Raw genomic sequence first — 19,018 nt, 5'->3', positions numbered from 1 at the left:
CTCGCCCGGTCGATGCCAATTATCCGGATCTCTTCACTCGATAATCGAGGCTACCGTCATGTCATTCGTCTTTCCTCCCGAACCGACCGTCGCGGTCCCCGTCGCCGGCACTCAGGACGAGTTCCCCGTGCGGCGCGTTTACTGCGTCGGTCGGAACTATGCCGCGCACGCCCGCGAGATGGGCTTCGATCCCGATCGCGAGCCGCCATTCTTTTTCTGCAAGCCCGCCGATGCCGTGGTGCCCGTCGCCTATGGGGACACGCTCGAGCTGCCGTATCCTGCGCAGACGGCCAACTACCACTACGAGGCAGAGCTCGTGGCTGCGATCGGCAAGGGCGGCTCGGATGTCGCGCTCGCCGATGCGCTCGATCATGTCTGGGGTTATGCCGTTGGCCTGGACATGACGCGCCGCGACCTGCAAATGAAGATGCGTGAAATGGGGCGGCCGTGGGAAATCGGCAAGGCCTTCGATCGTTCGGCGCCGATCGGGCCGATTCACGTCGCGAGCGAGGTCGGGCATTTCGAGCGCGGCCAATTATGGCTGAACGTGAACGGCGTTCCGAAGCAGAACAGCGACGTCTCGCACTTGATATGGTCCGTTGCCGAGACGGTCGCCGATCTCTCGAAGTTCTTCCGTCTCGAGCCGGGCGATCTCATCTATACCGGGACACCGGAAGGCGTTGGCGCGGTGGTCAAAGGAGATTTGATGACCGTCGGCGTCGAACGTCTCGGCGAGCTGAACGTGCGCGTAGCCTGAGCCGGAGCCTCCATGGATCTTTATAGCTTCTTCAACAGCTCGGCGTCGTATCGCGTGAGGATCGCACTCGCACTGAAAGAGGTGCCTTTCGATTACATTCCCGTGAACATTCGCACCGGCGTGCATCGCGAGGCGCAATACGTTGAGCGAATCAATGCTTCGGCGAGCGTCCCTGCTTTGGTCGACGGCGAACTCGCCCTCGGCCAATCGCTGGCCATCATCGATTATCTCGATGCGCATTACCCGGAGCCCCGCCTGGTTCCGGTCGGCACAATGCAGCGAGCGCGCGTTCTCGAGTTGTCATATCTGATCGCCTGCGACATCCATCCAGTCAACAATATGCGCATCCTGAAGTACCTCGACACGGTGCTCCACGTTAGGCCCGACCAAAAGGAGGCTTGGTACAAGCACTGGATTGACGAGGGAATGAGCGCCGTCGAACGGATGCTCGCACAACACCGCGACGGGCCGTGGTGCTTTGGCGATACGCCGACGCTTGCCGATTGCTGCCTGGTGCCGCAAATGGCAAACGCGCAGCGGATGGGGTGCGAGATCGGCCGCTATCCGTTGAGTCTTGCCGTCTATCGCCATGCCATGGCGCATCCGGCGTTCGACGCCGCACAACCGAACCGGCAGCCCGATTTCGTCGGGACGTGAGGCGCGAGCTTCGCGGGCGCCGTGACAATTGAATCGCCCGCGGCCGATACGGCACGCGGGCGATTCACGTCGCTTGGAAGAACCTTAGAACTTGTGGCGTATGCCGAGACGCAGGCCGATCTGCTTGTCGGTCGAAGAAGGCGTGAAGCCGCTGACGTTAGCCACGGCGGGCTGCCCCAGCGAATCGCGTCCCATGGCGCGCTGGAGCACGGCGAGCGCGTAAAGATCCGTTCGCTTCGAAAGGCTATAGATGGCGCCGAGATCGAGTTGCAGATACTTTGCCCCACCGTCTCCGTTGACGGAATTGCGCTTCGTGTAGTCGAAGGCGACGCCGGTCAGCAACGCAGGCATCCAGCGGTACCGCACACCGAGTTCAGCGCTCGTAAAGGCTGCATGTCCCACGTAGCCGCGCGGATTCGGACCCGAGGAAGCGCCCAGCGAATCGAACCGCGTATTCGTCACGACAGCCGACACCGTCGCCGCACCGAGCGTATAGGAAGCGCCGCCGCCGAGTATTTCGGTCGTATGTGCGGATGCGTATCCCGCAATCGCCGGCGACGACTCGGGCGTCGTCGCCGATCCGAACGACCCCAGGTTGTCTGCCGACGCGAGCCCCTTGTTTGGCGTGTTGCCATAGAACGAGACGTTCGGATTGCGTGCATTCAGATAACCGATGCCGGCCGCAAACGTGTCGCTGCTGTAGCTCGCGCCCACCGACCAGATCTGATTCTGGCTCTGGTTGCCCGCGACGCCGCCGAAACTGTAAAGGGCTCCCGCGCGTAGCCCATGAAAAGTCGGCGTAGTGAACTTGATCGAGTTATTGATCCGATTCGTGTTGCTGAGATTGTCGACGTCGTTCAGGTGCGAGGACATGTAGCCGCCCCACGCACCTGAGGCGCCGAATGGCTGCACCGAGTCGACCAAAGGATCGTATTGGCGCCCGAGCGTGATGGTGCCCACGTTCGCCGACATCAAACCCACGTAAGCCTGCCTGCCGAACTCGGCGCCGCCTTGCGCGAGGGCGCCGCTATTCGCCATGAAGCCGTTTTCCAGAACGAAGATCGCGCTAAGGCCACCGCCGAGCTCTTCTTTTCCTCGCAATCCCCATCGGCTTCCCGAGAGGCCCGTGGTATGCGCATCGGAAATCGCGAACTGAGCGCCGCCGCGCGGGACGCCGCCCGTCACCCCCGTTTGCGCGTTGTTCGTATAGGTGAGCCCGATATCGACAATGCCGTAGAGCGTAACGCTGCTCTGGGCATGCGATGCGGTGGCCGCGACGGCGAGGCCGCAAGCGGCGAGTTGCTTCTTCATCAAGTGTCTCCGTGATGTCGTTAGGACTGCTTAGGGTTGGCGGGCGATGGCGGTCTGCGACACACGACGAATTGCAGACCGCTCGACCGCTTCTCTTAGGAATGTTCGTGGTGCAGTTGGATGCCGAGCGCGCCGACGACGCTGCGCTCAGGACGCATCGGCCCGGACCAGTGCTGCGAGCGCTGTCCGTGCTGCGCGGCGGCTCGCTTGCAGGCCGCACAGGTAGATGGCGGCGGCCGCGATGACCGCTGGCGCGGCAACGATAAGGAACAGCACCGGCAGACGGATATTCGCGGCGAGTAACGCGCCGCCGAAGAGCGCGCCGCATACGGAGCCGAGGCGGCCGATGCCGAGCGCCCAACTGAGGCCGGTGACGCGACTCGCTGTGGGGTAGTAACGTGCGGCGAACGCGTTTGCGCCGATTTGCGAACCGCTGATGCAAAAGCCGATACCCGTTACGGCCAGGCCGAGCGCGGCGCCGTGCGCGGAGCCTGTCACCCCGAGAAAGACGGCGCCGAGTGCGTAGGCGAAGGCGAGCACGACAGTCGCGGAATATCGATCCATGAGCCGCCCAATCACCAGCGCGCCGAGCGTGCCACCCACCTGATAGAGGACGGCGATTCTCGACGCGGCGACCAGGGACAGGCCCGACGCATGAATGAGCATCGGCAGCCAGTTGGTCATGAGGTAGACGATGAGAAGGCTCATGAAGAACACGCACCACAAGAGCAGCGTTCCGGCACGAAACGGCTCGTCGAATAGCTGCTTCACCGGCGATCCCTCGGTCTTCACCTCGTGCAATACGAAGCGCGTGTCGGCTTCGCTCGGCACCGGCGCGATACGCTCCAGCAATGCGCGGACGTTTTTCGGATCTGCGCCGCTGACGACCAGGTAGCGGACCGATTCGGGCAGCCAGGCCGCCATCGCGGCTACGAGGACAAGGGGCGCCACGCCGCCGAAGACGAACACGCCGCGCCACCCGTAGTCAGGAATCAGTTGCGCCGCGATAACGCCGCCCAACCCTGAGCCCATCGTAAATCCGCAGAACATGACGGTCGTCAAAAATGCCCGGCGGCGTTCGGGACAATATTCAGACGTCAGTGCAATGGCGTTGGGCATCGCAGCGCCAAGTCCAAGGCCGGTGGCAAAGCGCAACGCAACGAGGACCGATACGCTCGGGGAGAAAGTGGTGGCGAGGCTTGCTATGCCGAAAAAGCCGACGGTCGCCATCAGCGTTTTCTTGCGTCCAATGCGGTCGGCGACCGGCCCGAGCAGCAATGCGCCGATCATCAAGCCCCCGAGCCCCACACCAAACAACACGCCGAGAATGTGCGGGCCGATGTGCCAGTCACGCATGAGAACGGGTGCAATGAAACCCACACATGCGGTATCGAAACCATCTACGGCCACGATGCAAAAGCACAGGAAAAGGGTTCGCCATTGAAAGAACGAGAACGGGCGCTCGTCGAGCCAGGCTCGGACGTCGATAACGGATACCGGGGGTTGCTGCATTGACGTGTCTCCTTTCATTTCGGCCTGTGTGTGGCCTTCGTTATGGAAGGAAACTAACCGCGCCGCGCGCCCCCGTCGACATAGGAACGTGAATGCGCCGCATTCACCGCGTCAATATTGCTGAACAGGCAGCGCTAGGGACGAGCGTGCCGTCGAGAAGCCGACTTTAAAAAATTTCGTTACATCTATTACGGTCTGCGAACCGCCAGGCAACATTTTGCTTTCTGCTGCTGGATATACTTCGCGCGGTCACTTAAGCCAGAATCAAAAGGTCTGATATGCGGAAGAAAAACGTTCGTATTGCTGTATCGGCAACGGTGGTCGCCCTGGCCGCGTTGGGTTCCTTGCCAGTCTTTGCCGGCGATTTGAACAATGCGCTCGGCGGTGCGGTGGGCGGTGCGGCCGGCGCGGCCTTGGGCGGCGCCGTAGGCGGCAGCACCGGCTCCGTCATCGGCGGCGCCGTGGGCGGTGGCGCGGGTGGCGCCATCACCTCGAATCGACGCGAACGCACCGGCGCAATTGTCGGCGGCGCGCTTGGCGGCGGCGTAGGCGCGGCGGCCGGCAACGCAATGGGCGGGCGCACGGGCGGCATTATCGGCGCTGCTGCCGGCGGCGGGGGCGGTGCGGCGCTTGGCGGCCATATCTCCCGCACGAATTCCTACGCGAACGACTACCGCGCTCACACGAGATGGCGGCATCGCCGGCATCATCATCGCGACTAACTCGCTCAGCGTTGGCCAAGCGGACGTAGCCTGACGACCCGAAAGCGGATAGCGTGTTGCCACTACGCCTCTCGTGTCGCATGGTAGTGGCGCTGTGCTTTTGCGCGATTCCCACAGGTCGCCATCGAGCACCATCGTCGTGACCTGCTCCGCGAGAGATCGAGGAACAACCACGAGCATGCGCTGCACTCTCGGACATTAGAGAGGATCGGTTGTGAAAGCAGCTCGTTCGCGGCGATGGCAAGCCGGTCCTTGATGAGCGAGCTGCCAGCCTTCTCAGGGCGTACCGTCCAGCGCACCGCTGCTCGTCCTTCGACGCACAGCGTCGAATGCCTCATTGCCTCGACGATGTCGCCCTCGAGACGCAGCCGAGCGGTGTCCGAAGGCGGAACGCCGCCGGCGATCGCAGAGAACACGGCGTGCATGGCTTCTCGCAGTTCCGTTAGCTCTCACGCCATAGTCCAATGCTCAAGGTGATTCATGACGGATACTTCGCGGCAATTTCATCAACCGTTTCCCGGGACGTTGCCTTTGGCGCATTCTTTTGACTTCGAGGGCCAATCAGTAAGATACGGCGTCATCGGCTCGGGGCATTTGATGCAGGAAGATGCACCCGAAGCGATCGTCGGCGAGATGATGGATTTCATGCTGCTGGGCGGGCGACATTAAATGGCTGTCATCCGCGCGACCCGATCACCTTCGAAACGTCCGGCTCGCGCTGCGTGGCGATGTAGCTTTCGAACCGGCGCGTTCGAACATCGAAGACCCCGACGCGATCGTCGTCTTGCGATACGAACGCGACACCACGCTCGCGATCGAAAGACAGGGCGATTGCGCGCGCCTGCATCGGCACGTGGTCGACTTCCTCAAGCGTGTGAGGATCCACGAGCGACACGCTGCGTTCGCCGTAGTTGGTGACGAGCAATAAATTGTCGCTCCAGCGATAAATGCGCGTGGGATCGTCGCGCGAGGGCGCGCGTTTGCGAACCGTCATGCTTTCCGTGTCGATCGCGGCCAGCGTCCCGCTCCACCGGTTGCTGACGAACAGCGTGCGCTCATCACCGCTCAAACAATATCCCTCGGGCTTGTCGCCCGGGTGGCAGGCGACCGGCGCCGCCAGCGGGTCCCACGGTTTGACTTTCGTCACGGTGTGGGAAAGCAGATTCATGCAGTAGGCAGTGCCACCGTCCCGCGTCAAAGCAAACAGATGGCTCTTGATACCGCCCGAGGGCACCGCGCGGCGGGGTCCGTCGTCGATCGACGGCCGATCGAGCACGAGCAGCGTAGCCTTTTCCTCGCTCAGCGCGTATAAGCGATCCTGCTCGTCCATCTGCAAGCCATGGATCCGGTTGAACGGTGCGAGGTCGATCGTTCTTACCAAAACGCCCGCGGCGATGTCGATCTGCAATAGCGAGTGGCCGCCCGCGCCCGCATGGCCCGACGTCTCCACACCGTAGTGTCCGACCCAGGCGTATCGATCCGCGCGGTCCGTCACAAACTCGTGCGGGTACGACGGCAACGCGACGCTATGGACGCGCCTGCCCGATTCGATGTCATACCAGCTGATGCAATGGCTGCACTTTTCGACCAACAGCAGCGTGCCGTGCGCGCTCATGTTGCACCTCGCGTGTTGACTCGGATGCGATAGAGGGAAGTCGATGCGCAGATGTAAAGCTCGTCGCCGTCCCGCCCGCCGAACGTCAGATTGGCCACCTTCTCCGGCACGCCGATTCGTGCGATCCGCGTTCCGTCAGGGTGATAGACCTGCACGCTGTCGGCGCTGCTCGTAAAAATCCAGCCTTGACGATCCACGCGGAAGCCATCCGCCAAACCGGGTTCGATCACAGCGAAAATGCGCGGGTTAGTCAGTTCCCGCCCCGCGACGACGTCGAATGCGACGATGTGGTGATGGCCGCCGCCATCGGAGCGAAGCGCGGCAGATGTGTCGGACACGTATAGCACCGATTCGTCCGGAGAAAACGCAAGGCCGTTGGGCTCTTCCACGAAATCCGATACGACAGCGAGCGTACGCGTGCGCGGATCGTAGCGGAATACGTAGTTGTCGCCCAGTTCGGATTCGGCGGCATGACCCTCCCGATCCGACACGATCCCATAGGGAGGATCGGTGAACCAGATCGTGTCGTCGCTTTTCACGATGATGTCGTTGGGCGAGTTCAGGCGCTTGCCCTCGAAACGGTCCACGACGATCTCGTCCTGCGTCAAGCCCAGCCCGTCGCGCAACCGCGTTCGAACGATCGCGCGCTGCCCATGCGAGCAGTGGAGAATCGATCCGTCGCGCTCGCGGGCGTGGCCGTTCGTAAACTCCACGCCGTCACGCCAGATCGTCATGCCGTCGCGTTCGGACCAGCACAACATCCGATTGTTCGGAATGTCGCTCCAAAGCAGCACCTGCGCTTCGTCGATCCACACGGGACCCTCTCCCCATTGCGCTCCCGTACACAGCCGTTCGAGCGCCACGCCGGCGGGGAACAACGAACCTGCCCGCGGGTTGTAGACGGTGATTTGTGTTTCGACGGTATTCATGTCGATCAGCATGTTCCTTATTCACCCATAACGTCGTTTAACGTTCGATTTATTCATTTGCCCCAAATATGCCGGTACGCCTCGCGATAGTGGTTGGCAGGGTCATAGATATTGTTCGGCCCGACATCGGACGCGATGTTTTCGGGCGTCACGAGATGCACCGGCGTGCTGTAGCCGCTCGCCGGAGCACCCGCGAACGCACGATTCAGTTCGTCGACGAGTTGCCATCCGTGGAGCATGAGCGGCTCGGGGATTGTGCCTACCTGATAGCGATTGCCGCGAATGCGCTCGTACGCCGATTGGCTGCCGTCCCCTGCGGACACATTGAAGGGGGGGCCCGCCGGCTTTTCGCCCGCGCTCGCGAGCGAAGGACCCATAAAATCGAAGTACAGATCGTTGATGCCGAGCGAGTAGTTCCATTTGCTGCCGTAGCGCTGCAGCAGCGCGGTGGACAGTTGCGGAATTCTCGTCGACGTCTCCGACAGCGGCGTGTCTTCGACCGCCAGCAAAGCACAACCCTTGCATTGCCTGATGACATTCGCCATGGCGTTCGACTTCGCCACGGCCACTTTGTACAAGGAATCGGTAAACACCACGACCCCGGCCGTGCCGTTGGACTTCACGACGGCGTAGTCGGCCGCCACCCTCGCCACGGCGATTGGGTCCGTGCTCACGTTGGTGAAGAGCCCGGTCGACGGATCGGGGCCAGCCTTCGACCCGGCATGCCAGCCCACGACAGGAATTTTCAAGCTATGCGCCTTCCGGATGACCACCGCCTGCTCGGCAGGATCGAAACCGCCGAGGATGATGCCCGCCGGGTTCAACGCCATCGCTTGGTTCATCGCCGCCGTGCGGCCCGAGACGGTGCCCTGCCCATCGAGAATGCGCACCTTCCAGCCAATCACATGGACAGCCTGGGCAACGCCGTCGCTGACCCCGAGCACGCCACCGTTACGCAAATCGGAGGCCACGTAGACGATCGTCTTGTCGGGCTGAGCCGTCGGTCCCGTGGTCGGTCCGTCCCAAGGCGGCGACGGTTGAACGGCGGCGGCAACGACCTTCTGCGCCTTGGCGAGATAATCGTCTGCTGCGGCGGCGTGGGTCGCAAAGGTTGTCAATGCCGCCGCGGCAAGCGCCGCCGCGATCAGGTTGAAACGCCGGCGAATCGACTGCATGTGCTTCATTGTCCTATCTCCAAGGCTATTCGTTGTTCATGCCGATGAGGCATGCGATGAAAATCGGCGACTACCGTTTCGCGGCGGAGGTACTCGCATTCGAGGTCGTACTCGACGGGACACGTCTCGGGGCACGCGAGCGCCGGCGGCTTCCATAACCGGCGATGCCGATGGCAATCAGTAAGGTCACGCCGTTGAACAGCGGCTCGACGAAGAACGCACCGCCCAATTGCTGAATCCCCGAGATTCCCACAGCGAGCAGACCCACGCCGACGAGCGTGCCCCAGACGTTCACGCGACCGGGCCGGATCGTCGTCGAGCCGAGGAACGCGCCGACGAGCGCCGGCAGCAGGTATTCCAGGCCTACGCTGGCCTGCCCGATGCCGAGCTTTGAGGCGAGCACGACACCCGCAAACGCGGTCAGCAACCCCGACGACATGAACGCGCCAATGACATAACGCCGTACCGGTATGCCGTTGAGTTGCGCCGCGCGAGGATTGGCGCCGATCGCGTACAGGAAGCGTCCGACTGGCAGATATTCCGTGGCGACCCAGAGAAGCAACGCGATCGCAACGACATACCATGTGGAGATCGGCAGCCCCAGGAGCGCAGCGCCGTTGATCCGATAGAAGGCGTCCGGCAGCGTGCCGACCACCTGTCGCCCACCTGTGTGCCACAGCGCGATCGCGTAGACGATCGTGCCGCTGCCGAGGGTCGCGATGAACGAATCGATCTTCGCCATTTCCACGAGCAGCCCATTGAGCAAACCGAACCCGAGTCCGAGCAGCAGCACAATCGCGACCGCCGCCGGCCAGGGAAGGCCGAACCGCGTTTGCAGGGTGATGGCCAAGATGTGCCACAGCACAATGCCGTACCCGACCGTCAAATCGATCTTGTTCGTCAGCATCGGAATCATCGCGGCCAATGCCAGCATCGCGATGATCGCCTTGTCCGACAAAATCGAATTCAGATTCATTCGCGTCGGGAACGTCTCGGGCAGCACGATCGAAAACAGCACGATCAACGCCACCATCAAAATCGGCAAGCCGTACACGGGCAGGATCGTCGAAAGGCCCTGCGACAGCGCGCGGGGCGACGCCCTTTCGTTGGTTCGAGGAACGGAACTCATGATGTGTCCTTTCAAAATACGTATCGATCAGGCAGCCGCACATTCGCTGGCGGATGCGCGCTGCAGCAGCGTTTCGATCGTCAACGCCGTGCGCGGGACGTTGTCGATCACGCGTCCGCGATTGAAAATCAAGGCGCGGTGAGCAATGTTCGCGACCTCCTCGAAATCGGTCGAGACGAGCAACACGGCAAGACCCCGTTCGAGCGCGCGGTTCACGAGCGCATAGATGTCCGCCCGTGCTCCGACGTCGACGCCCGCGGTCGGCTCTTCGAGGATGAGCAGCTTCGTGGCGATCTGAAGCCAACGCGCCATGACGACCTTCTGCTGATTGCCGCCGCTCAGGTTTTCGATGGCCTTGGCGGGGTCGTTCGGGCGAACACCGAACTGCGTCGTCAAGGCGAGCGCTTCCCGATGTTCACGGCGCGCGCTCATCAAGTTGAAGAAACTGCGCCCCGAAGCGAGCGGGTTGAGGAACACGTTCTCGCGAACCGAGAGCGGCATCGCAAGCGATTCTCCGGTCCGGTCTCCCGCGACGAACCCGATGCCTTGCTTGATCGCCTCTCGAGCGCTGCGAACGTCGAGCGCTGCGCCGCCGAGCCGGATTTCCCCCGCATCCAGGTCGGTCTGGCCGAACAACGCGCGCCCCACCGTATCCTGTCCGGCGCCGCGCAGCCCCGCGAGGGCCACCATTTCGCCCGCGGCCAACTCGAACGAGACGGGGCCCACGTCGCCGAATACCGCTTCGCGCAGTTCGAGCACGATGTCCTTACGACCGCGCGCCTGCGGCACGTGGATAGGCTGCGGCTTGCGCCCGACGATCATGGCGACGAGATCCTCGGGATTCGTTTCTTCGATGCGCTTTTGCCCGACCAGCCGGCCGTCGCGCATCACGGCAACGCGATCCGCGATTCGGAAAATTTCGTCGAGACGATGGGAGACATAGATCATCCCCACGTCACGCGCGCGCAGCGAGGACAGCACCGTGAACAAACGCTCGACGTCATCCTGCGGCAGGCTGGCCGTCGGCTCGTCCAGCACGATCAGCCGCGCGTCGGTGGCGAGCGCGCGCGCAATCGCCAAGAGCGACTTCTCAGTGCGCGTCAGTTCGCTGACCGGGGCGTCGGGATCGATGTCGGCGTCGACCGACGCCAGCGCCTCGACCGCGCGCCGGCGCACGGCGCGCCAGTCGATGAGCCCCGCCCGGCGCGCGAACCCGCAGCCGAACGCGACGTTCTCGGCGGCGCTCATCCAGTCGATGAGGCCCAGGTCCTGGTGAATGAACGCGATCGCATCCCGCGAACGCTCGCCCGAAAGCGGCGCGCCGCGAAACGTGATCGATCCCGAATCGATCGGGTAAACACCGGCAAGCAGCTTGATGAGCGTCGACTTGCCCGCGCCGTTCTCGCCGAGCAGCGCGACCACCGAGCCTTCATCGATATCGAGACTGACGTGGTCGACGGCAAGCGTGCCGCCGAATCGCTTCGTCACGTTGTCGAAGGACAGTAGGGATGACATCCATGCCTCCATGTGTTGCATCGATCAGTCTCGACGCCTTTAAAACGTATGGCGCAAACCGGCCCGAATGCCAAGCTGATTGCGCCCGCTCGATGCGTTGAAACCCGTGATCTGCGCTTGCGTCGCGGCGCCCGCCGCATGCTGATAAACAGCCATGACGTAGGTGTCGGTACGCTTCGAGAGGAAGTAGTCGGCGATCACATTGAACTGGTGGTACTTCGGCTTGGTGCCGTTCGCATCGTCCTTGCCGGTCAAAAAATCATAGGAACCCGACAAAAAGAATGCGGGCGAAAACTGGTAGCTGGCACCGACCTCGACGTTATTGAACGACACGTTCTGGCCCGCGTCGCCCGAAGCGAACACCGTATGCGAAAGATTGAGCAGCGCTTTCAGATTACCGAACGCATACGAGCCGGCCAATGCCGCCACGCGTTGACTCGATGCCTGCGCCAGGTAATTGCCGTAGATGACGTTGGTGAACGTCGTCGAATTTGTGTAGCCGTCTACGGCGACGGCCGGATTCTTCACATTTAAATAGGCGGCCGCGAGTTGAAGCGGGCCGCTCGCGTAGCCGGCGCCGATGCTCCACACGCTGTTTTGCGAAAGCTTTCCGGGCACGCCACCGAAGCTGTAAAGTCCGCCGAACGTGAAGCCACCGTAGTTCGCGCTCGAATACTTCACGCTGTTGTTCACGCGGAAGCCACTGCCGGTGTTGTCGATGTCTTCAGGGTGCGAGAAATACCAGCCGCCCCAGCGGCCGTTGGAAGAAATCGGCTGAATGTAGTCCACGACGAGGTCGTACTGGCGGCCCATCGTCAACGTGCCGTAGGGCGTCGAAAGGCCGGCGAAGGCCTGCCGTCCGAATTCGCGCCCGCCGGGGCCCGCTTGCCCGGAAAATCCGTCGAAGCCGTTTTCGAGGGTGAAGATCGCTTTCATCCCGCCGCCGAGATCCTCGGCTCCAGTAAAGCCCCAGCGGCTGCCGGCCACGACGCCGCTGACCGCCTGCCAACTATGGGCGCCACCTTGATTGGTGGCGTATGTCACGCCGTTGTCGATGATGCCGTACAGCGTGACGCTGCTTTGCGCCATTGCCAGCGGTGCGAAAAGCGAAACGGGAATGGCAAACAGGGCAGCACTTCTCATGACGTCTCCTTGCTTCTTGTCGGTGAATCGAAATTTTTTGCAAGTGTGGACGTCCGACAGTTGCTGCGCTAATCAAAAGATTTCAGCGAACGATAACCTCCGTTTATCAATCACCCGGTATTGCGATCTGCCGCATCGGCGCGATCGACGCGCCGGGCTGGCCGCCGCTCGGCGGCTGCGCCCCGACTTCACGCGGCGCTGCACTCTCCATGAAACATCTCGAGGAAATGCCGCGCGGGCACGCTTAGCGGGCGGTCGCGCCGCACAATGCTGCCGTACGACGGCAGCTTGTAATGGAACGTGTAATCGATCATGGCGACGAGTTCGTGCTCGGCGTTGCACTGCGCGACAGTGGCCGGGATCGCGCCGATCATTTGCGACCGCGCGACGAGACTCATCGTGGTCAGGATTGAGCCGGTCTCGATCAGCCCGCGGGGCATCGGCCGGTGGTGTTCGCTGAATTCGCGTTCGACCACGTCGCGCGCCGGGCTGCCAGTGGGCTGCAGGATCCACGGATACTCGGCCAGCATGCCGAAATCGACCTCGCGTCGTTGCGCAAGCGGATGATCGCGGCCCGCGACGATGGCAAGCGATTCATCGTCGACGGCGCGAAACAGGCATTCGCTGAGTTCGCGCGAGTCGCGGCCGATGACCACTTCGAGCACGCCCTCGTGTAACTGCGGCATCAGTTGGTCGCTCGTATCCACGGCGATCTCGATCGATAGCAGCGGGAAGCGCTCCTTCAGTTGTACGAGGGCCTCAGTCAGCCGTCCCGGCGTGGCGGCCATGATGCTCCCGATCGCCAGCCGCCCGGCACTGCCCAGCTGCAACTCCGAGAGCTCGCGGTTCAGCGCTTCCATGCTGCCACGAATGCCGCGGAAGTAGCCCATCACGCGCTCGCCCGCCGGATTCAAACGCAGGCTGCGTCCCGTGCGCTCGAACAGCGGTTGCCCGAGCGCGCTTTCGAGTTCGTGAAGCATCTTGGTCGCGGCCGGCTGCGTGAGGCCGAGCTGTGCCGCGGCGCCGCGCAGCGTCGAACAATCCTCCACGGCGAGCAGCAATGCAATCTGCCGCATCCGCAGCCGGTTAAGCAACTGCGGCGTGGAATCCCTTCTGTCTATTGAGCCCAAGCTGATTACCTACGGTTATCGATTCATCAAGAGTTTTCAATTTACGGAAGCATAGCGTCTACCTAGGATCAACCCTGAATCAGGTCGGCCGATGAACGGTCGCTTCAAGGAGATCACGTATGACCATCGAACGTCAGGCCGTGCTGCATCGGTCGAATTTTGCGGAGGCTGCATGACCAGCGCATCGTCCCTTCCCGTCGTCGCGCTTACGCTGGGCGACCCGGCCGGCATCGGCCCCGAGCTGATCGCGAAGCTGCTCGCGCGGCCGGATGCGACGACGCACGCGAATATCGTGTTGATCGGGGACGCTTGGCTTTGGGAAGAAGGTCAGCGGCTCGCGCACGTATCCATCGAAGTCGAGCCGATCGGCTCGCTCGCCGATGCGCGCCACCGCCGCTCGCCGGACCGCCCGGCCTTCTTCGCCGTCGACACGGTCGAACAGAGCGACGTCGTATACGGCGAAGCGCGCGCCGCCGGCGGCAGATCGGTGCTGCAAGTGCTCGACCGCTGCATGGATGCGACGATCGAAGGCAACGTCGACGCGATCTGCTTCGGCCCTCTCAACAAGCACGCCATGAAACTGGCGGGCCTCGCGCACGAAGACGAGCTGCATCATTTCGCCGAATATCTTGGCGTGAAGCACTACTTCTGCGAGTTCAACACGCTGGGCGACCTCTGGACGGCGCGCATTTCGTCGCACGTTCCGCTGAAAGAAGCCGCCGGCTACCTGAACGTCGAGCGGATCGTGCAGGCCGCCGAATTGATCTACCGCTCGCTGCTGGATAACGGCGTCGAAGCCCCGAAAGTCGCGATCGCCGCGTTCAACCCACACGGCGGCGACGGCGGCATGTGCGGCCGCGAGGAGATCGAGGTCATCGTGCCGGCCGTGGCCGCACTGCAAGCACGCGAGTGGCCGACCGCCGCACCGTTCCACGGTCCGTTCCCCGCCGACACTATCTTTTTGAAGGCGCAGGCCGGCGAGTATCAGGCGATCGTCACGATGTATCACGATCAAGGACAAATCGCGATCAAGCTCATGGGCTTTTCGCGCGGCGTGACCGTTCAAGGGGGGTTGCCCGTGCCGATCACCACGCCCGCGCACGGTACCGCCTACGACATTGCAGGGCTCGGCCAGGCCGATGTCGGGGCTACCTGGCAAGCGTTCCTGATCGCGTGCCGCATGGGCGCCGCGCACCGGCGCGCCCTAGCCGCGATTCGCGCGTAACGGCGCGCCCCTTTCATCTCATCGATTACGAAACAACGGAGACATCCGAATGAAAATCAAGTCCGTGCGCGCACGCCTGTTTCAATGGAAAGGCAAGACCGTGCCGCCGCAAGGCAACTTCTGCTCGAACGCGATGGACCTGCTCTACGCCCCGCAGGAGACGATGAGCACGTACCGCTTCCACTCGTGGACCGTGGTCGAAGTCGAAACCGACACGGGTATCGTCGGCTTCGGCAACGTCGCGCTCGCGCCGCAAGTCGCGAAGGTCATCATCGACGAGTATCTCGCTGCGCTCGTGATCGGCCAGGACCCCTGGGACTACGAGTATCTGAATCAGCGCATGTACCGCGCCACGCATGCGTGGGGACGCAAAGGCATCGGCATGGCCGCAATCTCGGCCGTCGATATCGCGATCTGGGACATCCTCGGCAAGAGCGTCGGCAAACCCGTATTCAAGCTGCTCGGCGGCCGCACGAAGGAAAAGATCCCCTGCTATTACTCGAAGCTCTACCGTACCGATCTAAAGCAGATGCAGGCCGAGGCGCAGAAGTTTCTCGACCAAGGCTTCCGCGCGTTCAAGATGCGCTTCGGCTACGGGCCGGCGCACGGCCAGCAGGGCGTGGTCGAAAACTTGAAATCGGTCGAAGCCGTGCGTGAGGTGATCGGCTACGACAACGATCTGATGCTCGAGTGCTACATGGGCTGGAACGTCGAATACGCCAAGCGCATCTTACCCAAGCTCGAAAAATTTCAGCCGCGCTGGCTCGAGGAGCCGGTGATCGCCGACGACATCGACGGCTATGCGGAGCTTAACCAGCTCACGAGCATCCCGATTTCAGGCGGCGAACACGAGTTCACCCTATACGGCTTCAAGCAACTGCTCGACCGCAAGGCCGTATCGATCGTGCAGTACGACACGAACCGTGTCGGCGGCATCACGATGGCGCACAAGATCAATGCGTTGTGCGAGGCATACAGCGTGCCCGTGATTCCGCATGCCGGGCAAATGCACAACTACCATCTGACGATGAGCACGCTCGCCTCGCCGATGAGCGAATACTTCCCGATGTTCGACGTAGAGGTCGGCAACGAGTTGTTCTACTACATCTTCAGCGGCGAGCCTGTTGCCGAAAACGGCTTCCTGCAGCTTCGCGACGACGTTCCGGGCCTCGGCCTCTCGCTGAAGACCGAATTTCTCGACCAATTCGAGATCGTGGAGTAACCATGGGCGCACGTTACCAGGGTGTTTTTCCCGTCGCGCCGACGATCTTCACCGAACAGGGCGAACTCGATCTCGACGGTCAGCGCCGCTGCCTCGATTTCATGATCGATGCGGGCTCTAACGGCATCTGCATTCATGCGAACTATTCCGAGCAGTTCGCACTGGCCGACGAGGAACGGGAACTGATCACACGGACGACGCTCGAGCATGTCGCCGGCCGTGTACCCGTAATCGTGACGACATCGCACTTCAGCGCGCGCGTGTGCGCGCAGCGCAATCGCCGCGCGCAAGCCATGGGCGCAGCGATGGTCATGGTCATGCCTCCCTATCACGGTGCGACGTTTCGCGTGTCGGAGCCGCAAATTCAAGCGTTCTTCCGCGAAGCCGCCGAAGGCCTTGATATTCCACTGATGATTCAAGACGCCCCGGCAAGTGGAACGGCGCTGTCGGCGCCGTTTCTCGCGAAGCTCGCGCGCGGAATCGACGCGGTGTCGTACTTCAAGATCGAAACGGCCGGCGCGGCCTCGAAGCTGCGCGAGCTGATCTCGCTCGGTGGCGATGCGATCGAAGGGCCGTGGGACGGCGAGGAAGGTATCACGCTGCTGGCTGATCTTGATGCGGGCGCGACGGGCGCGATGACGGGCGCGGGCTACCCCGACGGCATCCGCCGTATCACCGACGCGCACTTCGCCGGCCGACGAGACGAGGCGGTCGAGCAGTACGCGCGGTGGCTGCCGCTCATCAACTACGAAAACCGCCAAGCAGGCTTTTTGGCTGCGAAGGCATTAATGCTTGAGGGCGGCGTCATCACATGCGACAAGCCACGCGCGCCGTGGCCCGAGCTGCCCCCGCCGGTTCGCGCGGGCCTCGTCGACGCCGCGCGCCGGCTCGATCCGCTCGTGTTGCGCTGGGGCCGTTGACGTTTCCAACCGCTGCACCGCTGTATCGCTGTATCGCTGAACCCGGACAGGCGGCCCGTCAGAGGCGGCCGCCGGTCAAGAGTCTGAAGGGACCGAGTGAACATACCTTCCCGGCGGAAGACAGCCGAGTCCAACCACTGGCCGCAAAGGCACGCCAGGTAAGGGTTCTGGGTTCTTCGGTTTTGGCTACCCACACTTCTACCCGCAATTGCGTCGGCACAGTGTTGCCACTGGTCTCCAGCCGTCCGTGCCCGGGTGTAGACGATCTAACTTTCTAATAGCCGGCAGCCTGCGATTGGGCGATCGACCCCGCATCTACGGTAATCTCGCGCCGCTCGCTTTCGTCGCAGATAGCTGCACTCAGCCGTTTTGTCAGTTATCTACACCCAGTTGTTGAGCAAGTGCCATCGCGAATTTCCCTTCACCGACCGACCAATCTGAATAATCGTTTTCATGCATGAAAATGAACACGTCCTTGGGTGATACGCCCGCATTCGATTCGAGGTTTCGTGCGACGTTGGCATAGAGCTCGCGTTTCATCGCGTCGCTGCGGCCGCGCCGCAGTGTAATCTCGACCACTACCACGCGATCCGAGCGCGCGATTCCGTTGAACGTTCGACTGCACCAGAATTGCGACGACTCGTACTCAGCCAACATATTGAAGAGTTCGTCGCTCGGCATACCGATACTGTCCACCAACGCTTGATGTATGCCATCGACGATGCATTGTCGCTGTTGTTGGCTGATGTCTTTGTGTACGCTGGTACGGATGAACGGCATGTGACTTTACCTCAAGTTGAAAATGTATGACCCAACGTGGATTTGGCATTCTCGCAGTAGAATCTTGCCTTCCGAAAGCGATTTTTACTAACGATCTATTTTCAATAAACTCACATAGTGAAGCGCCATCTACCATCGCTGAACGCTTTGCGTGCATTCGAGGCCGCCGCACGGCTCGGCAGGATGACAGCCGCCGCAGACGAACTCGCTGTCACGCCTGGCGCAATCAGCCGCCAGGTTCTTCAGCTTGAGTTGCAATTGGGCGTCCGATTGTTCGAGGGACCGAAAAGCAGGCCAGAACTGACCAGTGCTGCAAAGACGCTGCTACCTGCGCTGTCTGCGGCTCTTGACCAAATCGAAGCAGCGGTGCGCGAAGTGAGTGATGAGGACCACGGGACGTTAGACGTTTCATGTTTCAGCACCTTCACTGTAAAGTGGCTGATTCCACGCCTCTACCATTTCAACGCACTGTATCCCGACATCGAGATCAAACTAAGCGCAACGGAACGGCCCGCAGATATCGATCGCGAACGCTACGACCTGGTCATTGCAGTGGATGATTCGACGGACGCCGATCATGTCGAGGTGTTGCCGCTGTTCCCCGAATGGTTAGGCCCAGTGTTGGCACCGTCCCTAGCGGCCCGCATCAAATTACGAAGACCAACAGATGTAGCCGGCAAGCCGCTCCTGCACACGAGGACCCGCTCGAATGCGTGGCAGATGTGGAGCAAATCGATTAACACTGCGCTACCCCCGCAGCCCGGCCCGGAGTTCGAGCACTATTACTTCACACTCGAGGCTGCTATTGGAGGCTTGGGAGTCTGCGTTGCGCCCTGGCACTTGGTCATCGACGATATCCGGGACGGTCGTCTAGTGGCGCCTTTCGGATTTCAGGATAGCGGATACCGGTACGTCGCGAAACGATTGCGGAAACCAAACAGAAAATTAGATAAGTTCTGTGCATGGTTGCATCTTCAGGCGCAGGAGGCGCCGTCGCCACAGGACCAGATTGGACGGTCCCGTACCCCAAGTAGAACGGGAAAACGGTCCAATTCGGAGCAAAAATGAATGGCCTGAATTGGCCGCGATCGGTCCGATGTAGCTGCGGCGAACGGCCGCGAAGCAGCACAGTTCGCGTCCGGCCGCACCCGTTAAGGGTTATTCGATGCCTGCCATCGGCCACAGGAATGTGACGGTGCCGCCGCGCGTGTGGGCAGGCGTCGAATAAGCCTCGATGGAGGAAACCGCGGAGTGCCCCGAAGCGCTTGAAGTCTTC

At 61.9% G+C, this 19,018-nt stretch carries 19 protein-coding genes; 8 read left to right on the top strand and 11 right to left on the bottom strand.

What is annotated here, in order from left to right; genetic code table 11:
- The first annotated feature begins 58 nt into the window (after positions 1–58).
- Together C0Z19_RS24455 and maiA are read left to right on the top strand one after the other, a co-directional pair.
- On the top strand, positions 59–757 hold the full coding sequence (locus C0Z19_RS24455; RefSeq protein WP_102612428.1) for a fumarylacetoacetate hydrolase family protein: 699 nt from the start codon (positions 59–61) through the stop codon (positions 755–757).
- Positions 758–769: 12 nt separating this feature from the next.
- Positions 770–1,414 (top strand): maleylacetoacetate isomerase, encoded by a 645-nt coding sequence (maiA, locus tag C0Z19_RS24450; RefSeq protein WP_102612427.1) that lies wholly within the window; start codon positions 770–772, stop codon positions 1,412–1,414.
- 84 nt (positions 1,415–1,498) lie between these two features.
- Here the strand turns inward: maiA and C0Z19_RS24445 are convergent, their stop codons facing one another.
- Both C0Z19_RS24445 and C0Z19_RS24440 read right to left on the bottom strand, forming a co-directional pair.
- A complete protein-coding gene (locus C0Z19_RS24445) occupies positions 1,499–2,725 on the bottom strand; it encodes a porin (RefSeq protein ID WP_102612426.1) in 1,227 nt (408 codons plus the stop codon).
- Positions 2,726–2,872: 147 nt separating this feature from the next.
- The gene (locus C0Z19_RS24440) at positions 2,873–4,237 is read right to left on the bottom strand and encodes an MFS transporter (RefSeq protein ID WP_102612425.1); all 1,365 of its coding nucleotides are present in this window, start codon (positions 4,235–4,237) and stop codon (positions 2,873–2,875) included.
- 278 nt (positions 4,238–4,515) lie between these two features.
- Between C0Z19_RS24440 and C0Z19_RS24435 the strand changes: the two genes are divergently transcribed.
- On the top strand, positions 4,516–4,959 hold the full coding sequence (locus tag C0Z19_RS24435; protein WP_102612424.1) for a hypothetical protein: 444 nt from the start codon (positions 4,516–4,518) through the stop codon (positions 4,957–4,959).
- 62 nt (positions 4,960–5,021) lie between these two features.
- Here the strand turns inward: C0Z19_RS24435 and C0Z19_RS24430 are convergent, their stop codons facing one another.
- Complete coding sequence (locus tag C0Z19_RS24430; RefSeq protein WP_233196275.1) at positions 5,022–5,297, bottom strand: CGNR zinc finger domain-containing protein; 276 nt, start codon at positions 5,295–5,297, stop codon at positions 5,022–5,024.
- 142 nt (positions 5,298–5,439) lie between these two features.
- On the opposite strand from C0Z19_RS24430, the gene C0Z19_RS24425 reads away from it, so the two are divergent.
- The gene (locus C0Z19_RS24425; RefSeq protein WP_102612422.1) at positions 5,440–5,628 is read left to right on the top strand and encodes a hypothetical protein; all 189 of its coding nucleotides are present in this window, start codon (positions 5,440–5,442) and stop codon (positions 5,626–5,628) included.
- A 7-nt stretch (positions 5,629–5,635) separates the two neighbouring features.
- Here C0Z19_RS24425 and C0Z19_RS24420 read toward each other — a convergent pair whose 3' ends face one another.
- The 7 genes from C0Z19_RS24420 to C0Z19_RS24390 all read right to left on the bottom strand — a co-directional run bounded on the left by C0Z19_RS24420 (position 5,636) and on the right by C0Z19_RS24390 (position 13,595).
- On the bottom strand, positions 5,636–6,574 hold the full coding sequence (locus C0Z19_RS24420; protein ID WP_102612421.1) for an NHL repeat-containing protein: 939 nt from the start codon (positions 6,572–6,574) through the stop codon (positions 5,636–5,638).
- Positions 6,571–7,503, bottom strand: a complete 933-nt coding sequence (locus C0Z19_RS24415) for an SMP-30/gluconolactonase/LRE family protein (RefSeq protein WP_102612468.1) — start codon at positions 7,501–7,503, stop codon at positions 6,571–6,573. The genes C0Z19_RS24420 and C0Z19_RS24415 overlap by 4 nt, the downstream gene beginning before the upstream one ends.
- Positions 7,504–7,556: 53 nt before the next feature.
- Positions 7,557–8,687, bottom strand: a complete 1,131-nt coding sequence (locus C0Z19_RS24410; RefSeq protein ID WP_102612420.1) for an ABC transporter substrate-binding protein — start codon at positions 8,685–8,687, stop codon at positions 7,557–7,559.
- Positions 8,688–8,748: 61 nt separating this feature from the next.
- Positions 8,749–9,807, bottom strand: coding sequence for an ABC transporter permease (locus C0Z19_RS24405; protein ID WP_102612419.1), 1,059 nt, complete (start codon positions 9,805–9,807; stop codon positions 8,749–8,751).
- Between the two features lie 27 nt (positions 9,808–9,834).
- A complete protein-coding gene (locus C0Z19_RS24400) occupies positions 9,835–11,322 on the bottom strand; it encodes a sugar ABC transporter ATP-binding protein (protein ID WP_175084095.1) in 1,488 nt (495 codons plus the stop codon).
- Positions 11,323–11,361: 39 nt separating this feature from the next.
- The gene (locus C0Z19_RS24395) at positions 11,362–12,465 is read right to left on the bottom strand and encodes a porin (RefSeq protein ID WP_102612417.1); all 1,104 of its coding nucleotides are present in this window, start codon (positions 12,463–12,465) and stop codon (positions 11,362–11,364) included.
- Between the two features lie 188 nt (positions 12,466–12,653).
- Positions 12,654–13,595 (bottom strand): LysR family transcriptional regulator, encoded by a 942-nt coding sequence (locus tag C0Z19_RS24390; RefSeq protein ID WP_102612416.1) that lies wholly within the window; start codon positions 13,593–13,595, stop codon positions 12,654–12,656.
- 172 nt (positions 13,596–13,767) lie between these two features.
- On the opposite strand from C0Z19_RS24390, the gene C0Z19_RS24385 reads away from it, so the two are divergent.
- The 3 genes from C0Z19_RS24385 to C0Z19_RS24375 are packed head-to-tail and all read left to right on the top strand — an operon-like array spanning position 13,768 to position 16,962.
- Complete coding sequence (locus C0Z19_RS24385; protein WP_102612467.1) at positions 13,768–14,820, top strand: 4-hydroxythreonine-4-phosphate dehydrogenase PdxA; 1,053 nt, start codon at positions 13,768–13,770, stop codon at positions 14,818–14,820.
- Between the two features lie 49 nt (positions 14,821–14,869).
- Positions 14,870–16,042: an L-rhamnonate dehydratase gene (locus C0Z19_RS24380; protein WP_102612415.1), complete on the top strand. Its 1,173-nt coding sequence runs from the start codon at positions 14,870–14,872 to the stop codon at positions 16,040–16,042.
- A 2-nt stretch (positions 16,043–16,044) separates the two neighbouring features.
- The gene (locus C0Z19_RS24375) at positions 16,045–16,962 is read left to right on the top strand and encodes a dihydrodipicolinate synthase family protein (protein WP_102612414.1); all 918 of its coding nucleotides are present in this window, start codon (positions 16,045–16,047) and stop codon (positions 16,960–16,962) included.
- Between the two features lie 372 nt (positions 16,963–17,334).
- Here C0Z19_RS24375 and C0Z19_RS24370 read toward each other — a convergent pair whose 3' ends face one another.
- Positions 17,335–17,742, bottom strand: coding sequence for a tautomerase family protein (locus C0Z19_RS24370; protein ID WP_102612413.1), 408 nt, complete (start codon positions 17,740–17,742; stop codon positions 17,335–17,337).
- Positions 17,743–17,859: 117 nt separating this feature from the next.
- Between C0Z19_RS24370 and C0Z19_RS24365 the strand changes: the two genes are divergently transcribed.
- Positions 17,860–18,810, top strand: a complete 951-nt coding sequence (locus tag C0Z19_RS24365; RefSeq protein WP_102612412.1) for a LysR substrate-binding domain-containing protein — start codon at positions 17,860–17,862, stop codon at positions 18,808–18,810.
- Positions 18,811–19,018: the final 208 nt, after the last annotated feature.

The organism is Trinickia soli (assembly GCF_002879855.1).
GTDB lineage: Bacteria > Pseudomonadota > Gammaproteobacteria > Burkholderiales > Burkholderiaceae > Trinickia > Trinickia soli.
Note: the sequence above shows the minus strand (reverse complement) of the source record. Positions and strands in the feature narration are given on the sequence as shown.